This is a genomic window from Kouleothrix sp. 19917 (assembly GCF_057073505.1).
In genome coordinates, this window is the sequence record NZ_CP097099.1 from 5580639 (window position 1) to 5596525 (window position 15887).

The window sequence follows — 15887 nt, forward strand, 5'->3', positions numbered from 1 at the left end:
GCCCTTCGTGCCTTCGAGTCTTCGTGGCAATCGTTTCCCTATGCCTTTTTCGTCCTAGCGGTCTGTGGTTGTGCTGTTCGATTCCATGCGCGTTCAGTGCGCCCCAAGCCCCCACTCTACGATCCGCAATCGTAATTTCCCCGCTTCGTGAAACTTTACACATCAGCGGCGTTTCAGTACTTCTTTCCTAGTCATAACGCTTGCCCTGTGTGATAGAATAAACGGCAGTAGTTCCCACTATAGTATTATTAATTGCCGTTTTGCACCTAAGGAGAGGAGCGTCCTCATGATTCAATCACGCCGCACGCTTGCGTGGTCGCTCATTCTTGTGCTGTTATGCGCATCAATGGCGATCGCACAGCGCCCGCCAACGGCGAATGCAGCAACAAATACCTATGTTGTTGATCTGGCCACCGATGCCGGAATTGGTATCGATCCAGTCTGCACCGACCTAGCCGACGACTGCACCCTGCGCCAGGCGATCCTGAAGGCCAATGGCGACAGCGTGAGCAGCGCAATTGTCTTCGGTATTCCGGAAGATGATACTGATGTGAATTACGGCTACGACGCCGGCACCGGGCGCTGGACGATCACGCCAACCAGCGCGCTGCCCCCGATCAGCGGCAGCGAAACAACGATTAACGGCCTGAATAATAATGCTGTCGGCACGCCGCGCGTGGTGATTGACGGCTCGGGCCTCTCGGGCGGTGGCGTTGGGCTTCGCTTGAATTCGGCAAATAATATTGTTCAAAATTTGATTATTGTTGGCTTTACTGGCTCAGATACCTTCGGCATTGGTATTCGCATTGACGGCTCGGGCAGCGCCAACAACCAGGTCTATGGCAACTATATTGGCAACTTCCCTGGCGGCGGCACACAGCCAAATACGTATGCTGGCGTTCAGATCGACAGCCAGGCGCACGATAATACCATTGGCCTGAGCAGCAACCCGGGCGAGCGCAATGTCATCGCCGGCAATACTGGCGATGGCATTCGTTTGCGAAATGCGCCAAACAATAAAATTTACGGCAATTACATTGGCCTGGGCCTGGGTGCCAGCTTCGTTACCACACCGATGCCAAACAGCCTGAATGGCATCAATGTGGTTGACAGCAGCGGCAACCAGATCGGCAGCATGATCGCTTCCCAGCGCAATGTCGTTTCGGGCAACACCGGAAACGGCGTTGTATTAACTGGCGACGGCTCGACCAACAACACGGTTGCCGGCAACTATATCGGCACCAACGAAATTGGCTCGACCGACCAGGGCAATGGCGGCAGTGGCGTGCGAATTGCGGCTGGCGCAAGCAACAACAATGTGTTTGGCAGCGCTGGCGCGAATTCGCTGATCAGCGGCAACGCCGGCTATGGCGTGCTGATTACCGACGACAGCACCACCGGCAACAAAATCTACAACACCTATATTGGCACCAATGCCGGCGGCACGGTTGCCCGCCCGAACGACCTGGGCGGCGTGTTCGTGCGCGACAATGCCAGCAACAACCAGATCGGTATTGCCGGGCAGGGCAACACCATTGCCGGCAACAAAGGCTATGGCGTGGCATTTGGCCGCAGCACCGTGGGCTACACCGCCATCTCGGGCAATATCGTCGCGGGGAACCGGATTGGCCTGACGCCACTGGCAACCGCTGTGCTGAGCAACACCCTCGGCGGCATTCTGGTGGGCGATGGCACAACGGGCACGCAGATTGGCGTGGCCGGGGCGGGCAACCAGATTGCCGGAAATGGCGGGCCAGGTGTGACGATTGCCGGCACTGGCGTGCTGAGCGCGACGATCAGCAGCAACACGATCGGCCTGCGCCGCGCCGCCAGCAACGGCCCATTCACCACTGCCGCCGGCAACAACGGCGATGGCATTCTGATCAACAATAACGCGCAGGACATTCGTATCGGCTCCAGCGCCGACACCGCCAACACCATCGCCGGCAACAAAGGCAATGGCATTCATGTTGGCGGCGATAAAGCCAAGCTGGTGTCGATCAAGCAAAATTATATTGGCGTGGCATTTAGCAACAGCGCCTATGTTGCCCTGCCGAACACACAGAATGGTGTGCTGGTCGATGGTGGCGCGCAGCAAGTCAGCATTCAGAACAACCACATCTCGCACAACGCGCTGAAGGGCATTGCGCTCGCGCCGAACACGCCCGCGCCTGGCGGCAGCAGCACCAATGCCAACCACGACATCGACCCGCCAGTTGGCATTCGGCTGAACCAGAACGGACAGCTCACTGGCCGCGTGACCAAGACCGGCACCAGCGACGCCTGTGTGCTGCCGTGTACCATTCAGCTCTTTACCACCGACCCGGCTGCGCTCGACGGGCAGGGCCGCGATTTTGTGTCACAGCAGATCACCTCAAACGGCTACTTCACCTTTACGCTGGGCAGCCTGCCGCCGCAGCTGGCGCTTACCGCCACCGACAAGGACGGCAACACCTCGGAGTTCAGCGGCCTAACGACACAGATCGGGCCGATTGACCTGATGGACGCCAACCCCAGCACGCAGAACGCCATCCCGGGCCAGGTCGTCACCTACACCCACGACCTGGTGAACAACGGCAGCGTCGACCTGCTCGACCTCAAGCTGAGCGCAGTTTCGTCGCGCAAGTGGCCGATCAAGACCGTGCCGGCGCTGGGCAATGCCTTCTCGCTGGCGGCGGGCGAAACCAAGCGCATCACGCTGACGCTGACCCTGCCGTTTGGCCCCGACCCGCGCGTGCTGGCTGGGCCGCCGCCCGACCTGACCGCGCTGACGGTGCGCTCGACGCGCTTTGTGACCGTCACCGACACGGTGACCGACACAACCAACGTGCTGCCGAAGTTCGACCTGGTGGTGACGCCGCTGGAGCGCGAAGGCTTTGGCGCGCCCGACTCGTCGAGCAATATTGTGCGCTATGTGCATAAGCTCGTGAACAAGGGCAATGTCACGCAGACCGTGAACGTGCAAACCCGCAGCGTGCGCGGCTGGTTCACCGAGGTCAGCACCGACACGATCTCGCTCGCGCCGGGCGACGACAACGCCAAGTTCCTGACCGTGAGCGTGACGGTGCCATCGGGCACGCAGGCCGGCACCACCGAAACAACCTTTATCGACCTGATCGTGCCGAGCGACCCGGGCGAAAGCCAGACGCTCACCGACACCACGCACGCCGAACTGACGCCCAGCGCGCTGCTGCTGCACGACGGCGATATCGACGGCGAAGCGGGCGCGGGCCAGAAGGCCACCTTCTTCTACATCGTGGAAAACCGCAGCAACGGCCCGGCAACCTTCTCGCTTGAAGGTTCGGGCGCGCTCGGCAGCGACGTGACCTTCCGGCGCACGGATGGCGGCACCTTTGGCGCAAACTACTCGTTCACCGTCGGCAATACGCCGGGCGCGAATACGGTGCGCTTCGCAATGGAAGTGACGCTGAATCCAAACCTGATCATTGGCAACACGGAAACTGTGACGGTGCTGCTGCTTGATTTTGATCAGCGGATCCGACAGGCGGCGCAAAACCGCATTCTGATCAATGCAAACGCCATGGCGCCGCGACAATACATCCCGATCGCAACGAACAATTAGGAACCGTACGTCTTCACCCATTGCGGGCAGCGGAGGAGCGAGGCGCATGAAAGGCCCTCGCTCCTCGGCCTACGCGGTGGCATATTTTTCGAGAAGGAGGGCGCTGTGTCGCTTTCGTTTCGTCGTCTCTGCCTGCTTGGCCTGCTGGCGCTGCTGGTAGCAGTTGCGCCCGCGGCAGGGCCAGTGCTGGCGGCCGGGCCATACGTCGTCACAAAAACTGCCGACACCGATACGACCTGTGCTTCCGGCACCAACTGCTCGCTGCGCGAGGCGATCAAGGCCGCCAATGCCGCGCCGGGCACTATCCAGTTCAGCATCCCCACCAGCGACCCTGGCTACCAGGCCGCCAGCGGCACCTGGCGCATCACCGTGCAGGGAAGCGCGCTGCCCGCCATTAGCGCCGGCAGCACCACGATCAACGGGCTCGGCGGCGACGGCAAGCCCAAGATCGAGCTGACCGGCGGCGGCGTGCTGGGCCGTCAGGGCCTGCTCGTCACCTCAGCCAACAACACGATCAAAGGCCTGATCATCAACGGCTTTATTGCGACGCCGCAGGGTGGCTTCGGCATCTGGCTGAATGGCACCGGCGCGACCGGCAACACCGTCAGCAATAACTACATCGGCACAAACACCCTGGGCACCGCCACGGGCGGCGGCACCACCACCAATAACAGCGGCGGCGGCATTGGCGTGCAGTTTGGTGCCAGCAGCAATATCATTGATGGGAACGTTATTTCAAGCAACAGCGGCTATGGCGTTTATCTGTTTACGTCGGTGGGCTTCGACCCGGCGATTCGCCAGAGCGCGAACATCATTCGCAACAACCTGATCGGCCTGAACGCCGCCGGAACCGCCGCGCTGGGCAACCGCAACAGTGGCGTGTATGTTGGCGACGACTCGATCAACACGCAGATCGGGCCGGGCAATGTGATCAGCGGCAATGGCCTGGCTGGCTCGGATACCGTGTTTGGCGTGAATATTGGCGGCTATGTTGGCAGCCAGTCGGCCTTTATCACCGGCAACCGCGTGATTGGCAACCGCATTGGCACCAACGCCGCCGGCACAGCCGCGCTGCCCAACGCCGCCGGTGGCGTGCAGGTCACGACCTCCAACGGCACCATCATTGGCGGGCCGAATGGCAACCCGGCCACCCCCAACGGCGACGGCAACCTGATTTCGGGCAACACCACCACTGGCATCCGCCTGAAAGACTCGCTGGGCTTTGGCGCAGGCACCAGCAACATTGTGATTCGCAACAACTGGATCGGCCTGAATGCCGCCGGCACCGCCGCGCTGCCCAACGACACCGGCATCTATTTCTCGAACAGCGCAAACAACTTCACGGTCGGCCCGAACAACGTCATCAGCGGCAACCGAAACAATGGCGTGCTGATCGAAGCGACCGTGACGGCCTCGCAGCCCTCGCAGCAGGTGCGGCTGAACACCATCACCGGCAACCAGATCGGCACCGACGCAAGCGGCAACGCCGCCGTGCCGAACCAGCGCGGCATTCAGCTGACTGGCGGCACCTTCAACAACACCATCAGCAACAACCGCATCGCCAACAATACACTTGGCGGCATCTATTTCGCGCCCGACACCAGCGCCACGCCGAAATCGCCAACCCAGAATACGATCACTGGCAACACGATCAAGGCGAACGGCGCGGTTGGCATTGCGCTGACGCCTGGCAGCAGCAGCAACACGATTGGTGCGGCTGGCGCGGGCAATGTGATCGAAAGCCACACCAGCAGCGGCATCGAGGTGCAAAGTGGCAGCAACATCATCAAAGCCAATGAAGTGCGCCTGAACCAGATCGGTATTCTGATCAACAACGCCGCCAATAACCTCATCGGCGGCAGCACGCTGGCCGAAGGCAACAACCTGCACAACAACTCGCTGCATGGCATTCTGGTGAATGGCAGCGGCGCAACCGGCAACCGCATCAGCCACACGATCACGTCGGCAAACGGCGGCAAGGGCATCGCGCTTGCGGGCGGCGGCAATGCGCCGATTGCGAACGCGCGCGTGAGCGTTACACCCCCATCCAGCGGCTTTACGCTCAGCGGCACAGTGAGCAGCTGCGCGGCGCCGGGTTGTGTACTTGAAGTCTTCACCAGCGATACGCCGCCCGTGGACGAAGGCCCAACCTTCCTGAACAGTGTGAACCCGGCCGCCAACGGCTCGTTCAGCGTCGATATCACCGGCTGCAAGCACTACCTGATCTTCACGCTGACCGACGGCGCAGGCAATACGTCGGAGTTCATCAACCCGACGGGCAATCTTGCGCAGTGTGTGGCCGCCGCGCCGGCGATTGAGATCACCACCGCCAACCCGCAGCCGCCGCGCGCCGTGACGCCCGGCACCAGCACCACCTACGTTCACACCGTGCGCAACAGCGGCACGGGCGCGGGCAATGTGTCGGTGGCGCTGAGCCAGACGCCCAACACCTGGGCGGCGCTGAACGGCAACACCTGCACCGGGCAGTCGCTTGCGCCGCAGGCCACCTGCACCTTTAGCGTGACGGTGACTGTGCCGGCGAATGCGCAGGCCGGCGATTTCAACGAAGCCACTGCCACCGTCACGCTCGGCGGCGTGAGCAAGCAGCAGATCGACCGGACCAACGTGCTTTCGCAGCCCGGGCTGACCTTTGTGCCCGACCCAACGCCCAGCTCGAACGCAAAGACCACCGCGCCGGGCGTGCCGGTGACCTACCAGCACAAGCTGACCAACACCGGCAATGGCACCGACAGCTTCACGATTAGTGTGACGCCGCCAAACGGCTGGGCCTACAGCCTCGTGCCAACCACGGTGGCGAACCTCGCGCCCAGCGCCTCGGCAATTGTCACGCTGGTGCTGACACCCACTGCTGGCATCAGCAGCCCGCCCAGCTACGACGCCACTGTGACCGCGCGCTCGGTGGCCGACCCGAATGTCTCCGCGACGATCACCGACACGACGACGATCACCTCGTCGGCGGTGCCGCTGATCCTTAGCAGTGTAGCCGCGCCCGCCGCCGCCGACCCCGGCGCAACCGTGGCGCTGACCTACACGCTGAAGAATGCGGGCAACCTGAGCGGCACCTTCGACCTGAACCTGAGCCCGCCAGCCGGCTGGACGATCACCAGCCCGGTTTCGCCGTCGGTTGATCTGGCGCCGGGCGCAAGCGCGGTGGTGACGGCAACCGTGACTGTGCCGGCGAACGCGCTGGCCGGCGCGTACCAGGCCACGCTCACTGCGACGAACCGCGCCGGCACGAATGTGAAAGCCAGCGGCGCAGCGACGATCACGGTCAACAAGATCGCGGCGATTGCGCTCGGGCCAGATATCAACGACCCGACCGGCTACACGCCCGGCCGCGTGGTGACGTACACGACGACGCTCCAGAACAACGGCAACTTCACCGACACGATCAGCCTGGCGGCCAGCACCTCGCGCGGCTGGCCGGTGGCACTGCTGCCCAGCAGCACCGCGCTTGGCCCTGGCGACAGCACACCGATTGAAGTTGCGCTCACCATCCCGCCCGGCCAGGTGGCGCTGCCGCCCAACATCACCGTGATCACCGCCACGTCGTCGCTGACAAGCAACGGGCCAGTGCGCGACACCGCTGTGATCACCACCAGCATTGCCGAGGTTGCGGCGGTCACGCTCACGCCCGATCAGCAAACCCAATCGCTGATCGACACCAAGCCGGTAACCTTCACCTTCTCGCTGCTCAGCAGCGGCAGCATCTCGCAGTCGTTTGATCTGAGCGTGGAAGGGTTGCCGAACGGCTGGCAGGCAACGGTGACGCCAACGCGGACCGCGACCCTGCAGCCAAACGAGTCGGTGAATGTGCAGCTGGTTATCATCGCGCCGAGCGGGCTAACCACCGGCGACGAATTCACGCTCACGCTGCGGGCCAGCTGCCACGAAAGCAGCTGCAGCGACACCGCGCTGGCGATTGTGCATGTCGGCCCGCCCGTGCAGGTCGGCGGGGCATGCAACACCGACGCGCTACCCGGCGCAACGGTGATCTGCCTGCATACCGTCACCAACAGCAGCGCCATCACCGACACGTTTGTGATCTCGGCGGTGTCGTACCTGGGCTGGCCGAGCACGCTGTCGCCCCAGGTGGTGGTGCTTGGGCCAAAAGCCACGCGCACCTTCACCGCAACCACCACGGTGCCAACCTCGGCACAGGCCGGGCTGGTCGAGCGGCTGCGCATCCGCGCACTATCGACGACCTTGCCGAATAACGTTCAGGAAGTGACCGACACGATCACCGTGCTGCAGTATGCGCGGCTGAGCCTGGTGACCAGCCAGACCAGGCCGCTCGTTCCAAACACCACGGTGACATTCAACCACCAGATCGTCAACACCGGCAACGGCAAGGATAGCTTTGTCATTACCGCAACCAACCCGCTGAACTGGAACGTGACGGTGGTGCCAACCACAACGGGCGAGCTGGTGCCGGGCTTCACCTACCCGGTGACGGTGAAGGTAAACGTGCCAGCCGACGCCGCGCTGGAAGACATCAACCGCATTACAGTGCGCGCAACGTCGGTGTTTTCGCCAACCGTATACGACGAAATCGTGGACACGGTGGGTGTTTCGTTCGCGCCTCCCGGTGGCGTGGCGATCTTCCTGCCAGTGGCGGAATTCCACCGCTAGACGGCACGGCCAGAACACGAAGGCGGGCGTGGCGCGGTGCCACGCCCGCCTTCGCGTTTGCGGGAAAATCGCGTAGAATAGGGCAGAAGTCAGGATTCAGGAGTCAGAAGTCAGAACATTCTTGGCATTCAGAAGCCTTCTCGGACTATCAAATTTATTCAGCGGGTGGTTTGGAGGGCGGCAGCCCTCCAAGATGCATTTCTTTGGTGGCTCTCAGCCACGGCCGTGGCTGAGAGCCACCAAAGGGGAAAATTCGGGGGCCGCTTCGCCGCCCCCGAACCCCCACCAAATTGATAAGGTGACCCTATGAAAATTCTGCTCATCCACGGGCCAAACCTGAACATGCTTGGCCGCCGCGAGCCAGGCATCTACGGCCACACCACGCTGCCGCAGATCGACGCGGCGGTGCAGGAGCGCGCGGCGGCGGCGGGCGCAACGCTGCTGGCCCTGCAATCGAATCACGAGGGCGCGCTGATTGATTTTTTGCAGGCGGAGGGCTGGGACGCCGACGGGATTATTATCAACCCGGGCGCGCTGACGCACTACGGCCTCGCGCTGCGCGACGCGCTCGCCAGCCTGCACGCGCCGATCATCGAGGTACACCTCTCGAATGTGTATAAGCGCGAGGCCTTCCGGCACACGTCGGTGGTGGCGCCGGTTGCCACCGGGCAGATCGCCGGGCTGGGCTGGCGCGGCTACATGCTGGCGCTGGAGTGGCTGCTTGGCGAGGCCCCGCCAGCGGGGGAATAAAAGCCTCCTACACACGCAAACGCGCCCGCCGAGCGGCAGCTCGGCGGGCGCGTTGGTCTGGGCGTGCAGGGGCCTACGCCACCAGCGTTCGCAGTGCCCAGTCGCCAAATTCCTCCCCATCATCCCGCTCGGCGCGCCACTGGTCGAAGGTTTCGGCCAGCAGGTCGGCCAGCACATGGCCGCGCACATCTTCGCGGTAGAGCCTGGCCAGGCGCGTGCCGGCGAAGCTGCCGCCGACGTAGACGTTGTAGAGGTTGAGGCTGCGGCCGATGATGCCGATCTCGGCTGTGGGCGGGCGCGAGCAAGCGTTCGGGCAGCCGCTCATGCGAATCCACACGCGCTCGTCGCCGTAGCCGCGCTGCTCAAGCTCGCCGATCAGGTCGGGCAGGTAGCGCTCGGCCTCGGCCACCGCCAGGCCGCAGGTGGGCATGGCCGGGCAGGCCATGGCGTAGCGGCGCAGCGCGCTTAGCTGCTCGTCGCCGGTCTGGATGCCGTGTTCGCGCAGGGCGGCGGTGAGCGCGGGCTTATCTGCCGCGTCGATGTTGACCAGCACCAGGTTTTGCTGCGCAGTCAGGCGAATTTCGGGCTGGAAGCGCGCAATAATCTCGCGCAGGCCGTCCTTCAGCCCTTCTTTGATGCGGCCATTTTCGACCCACACGCCCACCAGCCAGCGCCCATCGGCCTGCTGCTGCCAGCCCAGGTGGTCGTGCGCTTCGTAGCGCGGCACGTCGGCGGGCGGGTCGAGGGGAGCGCCCAGGCGGGCAGCCAGCTCGTCGCGATACCACGCGACGCCGCGCTCTTCGAGCACGTACTTCAGGCGCGCATGGCGGCGGTTGGTGCGGTCGCCGTAGTCGCGGTACACTGCCGACGCGGCCTCGATCACGGGCAGGGCCTGCTCGGGCTCGAGGAAACCAATGCGGTCGGCCAGGCGCGGGAAGGTCGCGGCCTTGCCGTGCGTGCTGCCCAGGCCGCCGCCCGCCAGCAGGTTGAATCCGCGCAGGCTGCCGTCGTCGTTCAGCACCGCTTCAAGCGAGAGGTCGTGGGTGAAGATATCGATGCAGTTGTCGTGCGGCAGGCCGATCGACATTTTGTGCTTGCGCGGCATGTAGGTCGGGCCGTAGAAAGACTCGTCGCGCTTGGGCGTGACCTGCACGCGCGTGCCGTCGACCAGCACTTTCTCACCGTCGAGCCAGAACTCGTAGTAGGCGGTCGACTCGGGCATAAACTTGTCGCTGATCTGTTGGGCCAGCGCCTGGTAGTCGTAGCTGTGGCCGGGCAGCAGATCGGCCACCGGGCAGGCCATGAAGTTGCGCGCCACGTCGCCGCAGCCGCCGTAGGTGGTGACCCAGCGCTCGTTGAGCGCCTTAATCAGCGGTTTCATGTTGGCCTTGCCAACGCCATGGAACTGGAAATCCTGGCGCGTGGTGATGCGCAGCGTGTTGTTGGCGTAGGTGCTCGCCAGCTCGTCGGCCAGCAGATACTGCTCGGCGGTCAGCCGCCCGCCCGGGAACTTGGTGCGCACCATAAACGACCATGCGCGATCCAGGCCCTGCTTTTTGCGCTCGCGCCGCTCGTCGCGGTCGTCCTGCTGGTACGAGCCGTGAAACTTCAGCAGCTGGTAGGCATCTTCCGAAATGCGGTCGCTCGACAGGTCGGCCAGCTCGTCGAGCAGAAAGCCGCCCAGGCCGTCGCTGATCGCCTTCAGGTCTTCCACATGCGCCAGCGGCTTGCCGGTTTCGTTGGCGGTATCGACAGACATCCTAGTCCTCCTTCATGTGACGAAAGACGAAGGACGAAGGACGAAAACACATGCATTCGTCCTTCGTCGTTGGCCGTTCGTCATCTACAGGTAGCCCAGCTCGCGCAGCGCCGCCAGAATGCGCTCGGCGCTCTGCTGCGGCGTTTCCTGATCGGTGTGGATCACCAGCTCGGGATCGAGCGGCGGCTCGTAAGGGTCGTCCACGCCGGTGAAGCCCTTGATCTCGCCGGCCAGCGCCTTTTTGTAGAGGCCCTTTACGTCGCGCTCAATCGCCACTTCCAGCGGCACGTCGATAAAGATCTCGACAAAGCGGCCGGCGTGGCGCTCGCGCACCTCGTCGCGCACCGAGCGGTAGGGCGAAATGGCGGCGGCGATCGCCACCACGTCGTTGCGCGACAGCACCTCGCACACCCAGCCGATGCGGCGGATGTTGGTGTCGCGATCTTCCTTCGAGAAGCCCAGGCCCTTGCTCAGGTGCGTGCGCACCACGTCGCCGTCGAGCACTTCGACCTTGCGACCAGCGGCGCGCAGCTCGCGCTCAAGGATCTCCGAGATGGTCGATTTGCCTGCGCCTGACAGGCCGGTAAACCAGAGGGTGACGCCGGTTGTCATGGTGTTTTTTCCTTATTCGTTCTTTGTTGGGGCGAAGCATTCTCGCCGATTGTTCGTCGTTGGGGCGAAGCATTCGCGCTTGGCGTTTTTCTCAAGCAGCTGCTGCGAATGCTTCGCCCTTACAAAATCGAGAGACCGTACCCTTCGCCCTTACTAAGCGGCGCGCATTGCTTCGATCAGGATCTGCGCGACTTCGGGGCGGGTGAACTCGGGCGGCGGCAGCGTGCCGGCGCGCAGCATTTCGCGCACGCGGGTGCCGCTCAGCACCAGATGATGCTCGGATGTGTGCGGGCAGCTGCGCGTCGAGGCGATGTTGCCGCAGGTTTTGCAGAAAAAGGTGTGCTCGAACTTCAGCGGCTGGATGTCGAGGTCGCCGGGCTGGAGTGTGTCGAACAGGCGCTGGGCGTCGTAGGTGCCATAGTAGTTGCCCACGCCGGCATGGTCGCGCCCGACGATGAAGTGAGTGCAGCCGTAGTTCTGGCGCGAAATCGCGTGGAGCAGCGCCTCGCGCGGGCCGGCGTAGCGCATTGCGGCCGGGTAGGCGGCCAGCAGCACGCGCTCGCGTGGGTAGTAGCCTTCGAGCAACACTTCGTAGGTGCGCACGCGCGTCGCGGCGGGCACATCGTCGTCCTTGGTTGCGCCAACCAGCGGGTGCAGCAGCAAGCCGTCGATCTGCTCAAGCGCGGCCTTCTGGAGGTACTCGTGGGCGCGGTGTACCGGGTTGCGCGTCTGGAAGCCAACAATCGTCTTCCAGCCACGCTCGGCGAAGACGGTGCGCGTGGCGGCCGGCGTGAGCGACAGGTGTGGGAAGGCGCTTTGCGGGCGATCCAGCAGCCAGATATCGCCGCCCACCAGGACAGGGCCCTGCTGGTACAGGCGCGCAACGCCGGGGTGCTCGGCGGCAGTGGTGCGGTAAACCTGCTCGGCCTCGTGGCGCGCATCGTAGCTGAAGCGCTCGCGCAGTTCCAGCAAACCCATCAGCGTGCCGCCCGGGCTGTACAGGCCAACCGGCTGGCCTTCGCGCAGCATATCGGCGCGGCTTTCGCTCACCGGCAGCGTGATCGGGATGGGCCACAGCGTGCCATTCGCCAGCCGGCTTTCGTTCACCACGCGCTCGTAGTCGGCGCGGCCCAGAAAGCCGGTAAGCGGGCTGTATGCGCCCGTCGCAATCATCTCAAGGTCGGCCATGCCGACTTCGTTCAGCGTCACGCGCGGGGCGGCCTGCGCAATTGCACGCGCTTCGTCGGCGGCCGCGCCAACAAGCTCGCGGTCGACTAGGGCGCCGCCGTGGGCGCCAATCGCCTCTTGGGTTGCCATGATGCTCCTTATGGAAGTGTTGAGTGATGAGTTTTGAATGTTGAATGTTGAATCAAAATTACTCAAAATTCAACATCTAAAACTCAAAATTAGGCATGAATGCCGCACTCGGTTTTGGCGAAGCCCACCCAGCGGCCGGCGCGCAGATCGCTGCTGCCAGTGCTGGCCTGCGTGCAGGGCGCGCAGCCCAGGCTACTGTAGCCCTGGTCGAGCAGGCGGTTGTAGGGCACGTCGTTGGCGTGGATGTAGCGCCACACATCGCGTTCGCTCCAGTAGGCCAGCGGGCTGATCTTCAGCAGGTTGTGGCGCGTGCTCCACTGCACAAAGTCGGTTGCGGCGCGCGTGCTCGACTGGTCGCGGCGAATGCCGCTGATCCACGCGCTATATGGGCGCAGGGCCTTGGCCAGCGGCGCAACCTTGCGCATGCCGCAGCAGCGGTCGGGGTTGCGCGCGTGGAGGTTCGGGCCTTCGGCGTAGTTCTGCTGCGCCAGGGTCAGCGCGGGCTGGCGGCGCTCGATCTTCACGTTGTAGCGGCGCGCGGCAGCTTCGGCCAGCGCGTAGGTTTCGGGGAACAGCAGGTCGGTGTCGAGAAACAGCACTGGCGTGCCGTGGCCCAGCCGCGCCACCATATCCAGCAGCACCATGCCCGATGCCCCGCCAAAGCTACAGGTCAGCACCAGTTTCTGGCCGAAACACTCCGCCGCCCACGTCAGCAACTCTTCAGGCGCGCGGCCTTGAAAGGCTGCATTTACCTCGAGCAATTCCTCGGTCGTCCAGGCCGTCGTCAGCGCGTCGAACGTCGGTGCTTGATTCATGATTGCCTGCCTTTGCAGCGGGGTGCCAACAAAAACGGACACGCGATGCTTTGTGATCGCTGTGCCCGTGCGGCGCCGCACATATGGGTTGGTTCCAGCCAGGTTCCAAAGTGGTGACAGCGCCAATCTTAAATTACTTGATCTAATTTGTCAAGTACCGTATAATCCGAGAACTTTAGTGAATGACGACCAACGCCTTATCATTCACCGCAAAGGCCGCAAAGGGCGCGAAGGACTTTGATGGTAGCAAGTTTGAAAGTTCGAGGTTCGCAGGTTTACAGCGGATTTCAGATCAATTGAGCCACGAAGAATCAAGATTCCTTCATACTCTGTGCTCTCTGTGTTCTCTGTGGCTAAACTCATATGCAATCTGCAATAGACGCTCAACCTGCAAATCTGCTACCTCAAAACTCAACATTCAACACTCAAAACTAAGCACTCACGAAAGGCACCCTCATGACCCACGGTTTCGTCTCGCTGGTTGGCGCAGGGCCGGGCGACCCCGAGCTGCTCACCGTGAAGGCGCTGCGCCGCCTGCAATCTGCCGAGGTCGTCGTCTACGATGCGCTGGTCAGCCCGGCAATTCTGGCCGAGTGCCACCCCGCCGCCGAGCGCATCTTCGTGGGCAAGCGCGCCGGCTGCCGCGCCTACGCGCAGGACGCAATCAACGCGCTGCTGGTCGAGCTTGGCCGCGCCGGCCGGAACGTCGTGCGGCTCAAGGGCGGCGACCCGTTTGTGTTCGGGCGGGGCGGCGAGGAAGCGCTGGAACTGGTGGCAGCGGGCATTCCCTTCGAAATCGTGCCGGGCGTGTCTTCCGCCATCGCCGCGCCGGCCTACGCTGGCATTCCCGTCACGCAGCGCGGCGTGGCCGTGTCGTTCGCGGTCGTCACCGGGCACGAAGACCCGACCAAGCCGCACAGCCAGGTCAACTGGCCGGCGCTGGCGGGGCTTGATACGCTGGTCTTCCTGATGGGCGTCGGGCACCTTGGGGAAATTAGCGCGAAGCTGATTGCGCACGGCCGCGCGCCCAGCACGCCCGCCGCCGTGGTGCAGTGGGGCACGACTTCCGAGCAGGCAACGGTGGTCGGCACGCTGGCAACGATTGCCGATGACGTGGCGCGGGCAGGTGTTGGCGCACCCGCAACCCTGGTGGTTGGCGAGGTTGTGCGCCTGCGCAAGCGGCTGGCCTGGTTCGATACGCTGCGGCAGGATGCGACGCTTGAGCTTGCGTCGCCCGAGCTAACACATCCACAGATGACGCAGGTCAAGTGAGCGCACCCTTCGATACGCGCTTCGCCCGGGGTACCCAATGGGTCCAGGATGCGCCACATATGCACAAGTTACATCAGGCTGGCGGGTAAATCTGTGCAATCTGCGTCATCTGCGGATGCATGTCAAACACTGGCGGGCGAATATGGCGTCAACTCCAGCAGACGATCTTCGATCTCGCCCACCAGCGCGCCGTGCTCGGCATTGGTCACGCGCTTGATCTCTTTCCACTCCTCGTCGGCCATGAACGCAGCCCAGGCGGCGATTTTCGCGGCTTCGTCGGGCCAGGCCAGCAGGTACACAAACTCGGTGCGTGCATCGGTGCGCGCTTCCCACATCGCGAGGATGTTGAAGCCATAGGTTCGCATAATGCGCGCGGCGTGGTCGCGGAAGCGGGCGTGAAACGCGGCCTTGTTCTGCTCGAAAATCTCGTAGATGCGCAGCTGGTGAACCATTCCTGTTTGCCTTTCCCAATGCCTTAAAAAGCCACAGAGCGTACAGAGATCGCAGAGCTGCAAGAACCAATCTCAATGCCCTCCGTGCGCTCCGTGGCTCAACTGAATCTACTCCTGGCTCGAACGCTCGGCGCGGTACGGCGCTTCGTCATCGATATCGCCAACGAATTCCGGCAGCTCAGTGTGACCCAGCGCCTGGCGGATGGCCATATTCTCGCCGGTATGATACCAGTAATGGTAGATCACGCGCTGCAGCAAATTGCCAAAGCTGGTCGACCATCCTTGCGGGCTGGTATGGAGCTCCAGCAGCCGCTCAGTCGTTGCCGTTGCGAGCCACACATCCGCCGCCCTGGTCGCTTGCTGCCAGGCAGCCTGCATATCCGCCAGCGCGGGCGTCGAGCCGGGCGCGCCAAACGCAAACTGCTCATTCAGGTCGGGCAGTGGCGTTTCGCCCTGCGCAAACGTCACGAAGTAGCGCTGCTCCTGCCACGCCAGGTGCCCAACGTTCCAGCTGATGCAGTTCATTGGCTGCACGCGCGTGCGGGCGTCGGCGTCGCTCACGCCTTCCAGGGCGCGCTGAAATTCACTGCGCGTGAAGCGGAGCTGTTCCACAAGTGGGTGATCCATCTGCGATCCTTTCACAACGATTGCCGGGCTGCTTCTCGGTCTGGGCG

General features: G+C 63.2%; 10 protein-coding genes. 4 read left to right on the forward strand and 6 right to left on the reverse strand.

The window, feature by feature from the left end:
* The first annotated feature begins 286 nt into the window (after nucleotides 1–286).
* From M1P90_RS22515 to aroQ, 3 genes are all read left to right on the forward strand, one after another.
* Complete coding sequence (locus M1P90_RS22515; protein ID WP_483697655.1) at nucleotides 287–3583, forward strand: beta strand repeat-containing protein; 3297 nt, start codon at nucleotides 287–289, stop codon at nucleotides 3581–3583.
* A 105-nt stretch (nucleotides 3584–3688) separates the two neighbouring features.
* The gene (locus M1P90_RS22520) at nucleotides 3689–8236 is read left to right on the forward strand and encodes an NEW3 domain-containing protein (protein WP_483697656.1); all 4548 of its coding nucleotides are present in this window, start codon (nucleotides 3689–3691) and stop codon (nucleotides 8234–8236) included.
* Nucleotides 8237–8542: 306 nt separating this feature from the next.
* Nucleotides 8543–8986 (forward strand): type II 3-dehydroquinate dehydratase, encoded by a 444-nt coding sequence (gene aroQ / locus M1P90_RS22525; RefSeq protein ID WP_483697657.1) that lies wholly within the window; start codon nucleotides 8543–8545, stop codon nucleotides 8984–8986.
* 73 nt (nucleotides 8987–9059) lie between these two features.
* On the opposite strand, the gene M1P90_RS22530 is transcribed toward aroQ, so the two are convergent.
* The 4 genes from M1P90_RS22530 to M1P90_RS22545 all read right to left on the reverse strand — a co-directional run bounded on the left by M1P90_RS22530 (nucleotide 9060) and on the right by M1P90_RS22545 (nucleotide 13489).
* On the reverse strand, nucleotides 9060–10745 hold the full coding sequence (locus M1P90_RS22530) for an NADPH-dependent assimilatory sulfite reductase hemoprotein subunit (RefSeq protein WP_483697658.1): 1686 nt from the start codon (nucleotides 10743–10745) through the stop codon (nucleotides 9060–9062).
* A gap of 84 nt (nucleotides 10746–10829) precedes the next feature.
* Nucleotides 10830–11357 (reverse strand): adenylyl-sulfate kinase, encoded by a 528-nt coding sequence (cysC, locus tag M1P90_RS22535; RefSeq protein ID WP_483697660.1) that lies wholly within the window; start codon nucleotides 11355–11357, stop codon nucleotides 10830–10832.
* 153 nt (nucleotides 11358–11510) lie between these two features.
* The gene (gene sat, locus M1P90_RS22540) at nucleotides 11511–12674 is read right to left on the reverse strand and encodes a sulfate adenylyltransferase (protein ID WP_483697661.1); all 1164 of its coding nucleotides are present in this window, start codon (nucleotides 12672–12674) and stop codon (nucleotides 11511–11513) included.
* 89 nt (nucleotides 12675–12763) lie between these two features.
* On the reverse strand, nucleotides 12764–13489 hold the full coding sequence (locus tag M1P90_RS22545; RefSeq protein ID WP_483697662.1) for a phosphoadenylyl-sulfate reductase: 726 nt from the start codon (nucleotides 13487–13489) through the stop codon (nucleotides 12764–12766).
* A gap of 456 nt (nucleotides 13490–13945) precedes the next feature.
* Between M1P90_RS22545 and cobA the strand changes: the two genes are divergently transcribed.
* Nucleotides 13946–14761: a uroporphyrinogen-III C-methyltransferase gene (cobA, locus tag M1P90_RS22550; protein WP_483697664.1), complete on the forward strand. Its 816-nt coding sequence runs from the start codon at nucleotides 13946–13948 to the stop codon at nucleotides 14759–14761.
* Between the two features lie 122 nt (nucleotides 14762–14883).
* Here the strand turns inward: cobA and M1P90_RS22555 are convergent, their stop codons facing one another.
* Nucleotides 14884–15213 carry an NIPSNAP family protein gene (locus M1P90_RS22555; RefSeq protein WP_483697666.1) on the reverse strand — a complete coding sequence of 110 codons (330 nt, stop codon included), beginning with the start codon at nucleotides 15211–15213 and terminating at the stop codon, nucleotides 14884–14886.
* 108 nt (nucleotides 15214–15321) lie between these two features.
* Complete coding sequence (locus M1P90_RS22560) at nucleotides 15322–15840, reverse strand: DinB family protein (protein ID WP_483697667.1); 519 nt, start codon at nucleotides 15838–15840, stop codon at nucleotides 15322–15324.
* Nucleotides 15841–15887: the final 47 nt, after the last annotated feature.

Bases quoted from the DNA above. Each gene is read 5' to 3' on its own strand.
- M1P90_RS22515 (WP_483697655.1), top strand. From the start codon at position 287: ATGATTCAATCACGCCGCACGCTTGCGTGGTCGCTCATTCTTGTGCTG.
- aroQ (WP_483697657.1), top strand. From the start codon at position 8,543: ATGAAAATTCTGCTCATCCACGGGCCAAACCTGAACATGCTTGGCCGC.
- M1P90_RS22530 (WP_483697658.1), bottom strand. From the start codon at position 10,745: ATGTCTGTCGATACCGCCAACGAAACCGGCAAGCCGCTGGCGCATGTG.
- cysC (WP_483697660.1), bottom strand. From the start codon at position 11,357: ATGACAACCGGCGTCACCCTCTGGTTTACCGGCCTGTCAGGCGCAGGC.
- sat (WP_483697661.1), bottom strand. From the start codon at position 12,674: ATGGCAACCCAAGAGGCGATTGGCGCCCACGGCGGCGCCCTAGTCGAC.
- M1P90_RS22545 (WP_483697662.1), bottom strand. From the start codon at position 13,489: ATGAATCAAGCACCGACGTTCGACGCGCTGACGACGGCCTGGACGACC.
- cobA (WP_483697664.1), top strand. From the start codon at position 13,946: ATGACCCACGGTTTCGTCTCGCTGGTTGGCGCAGGGCCGGGCGACCCC.
- M1P90_RS22555 (WP_483697666.1), bottom strand. From the start codon at position 15,213: ATGGTTCACCAGCTGCGCATCTACGAGATTTTCGAGCAGAACAAGGCC.
- M1P90_RS22560 (WP_483697667.1), bottom strand. From the start codon at position 15,840: ATGGATCACCCACTTGTGGAACAGCTCCGCTTCACGCGCAGTGAATTT.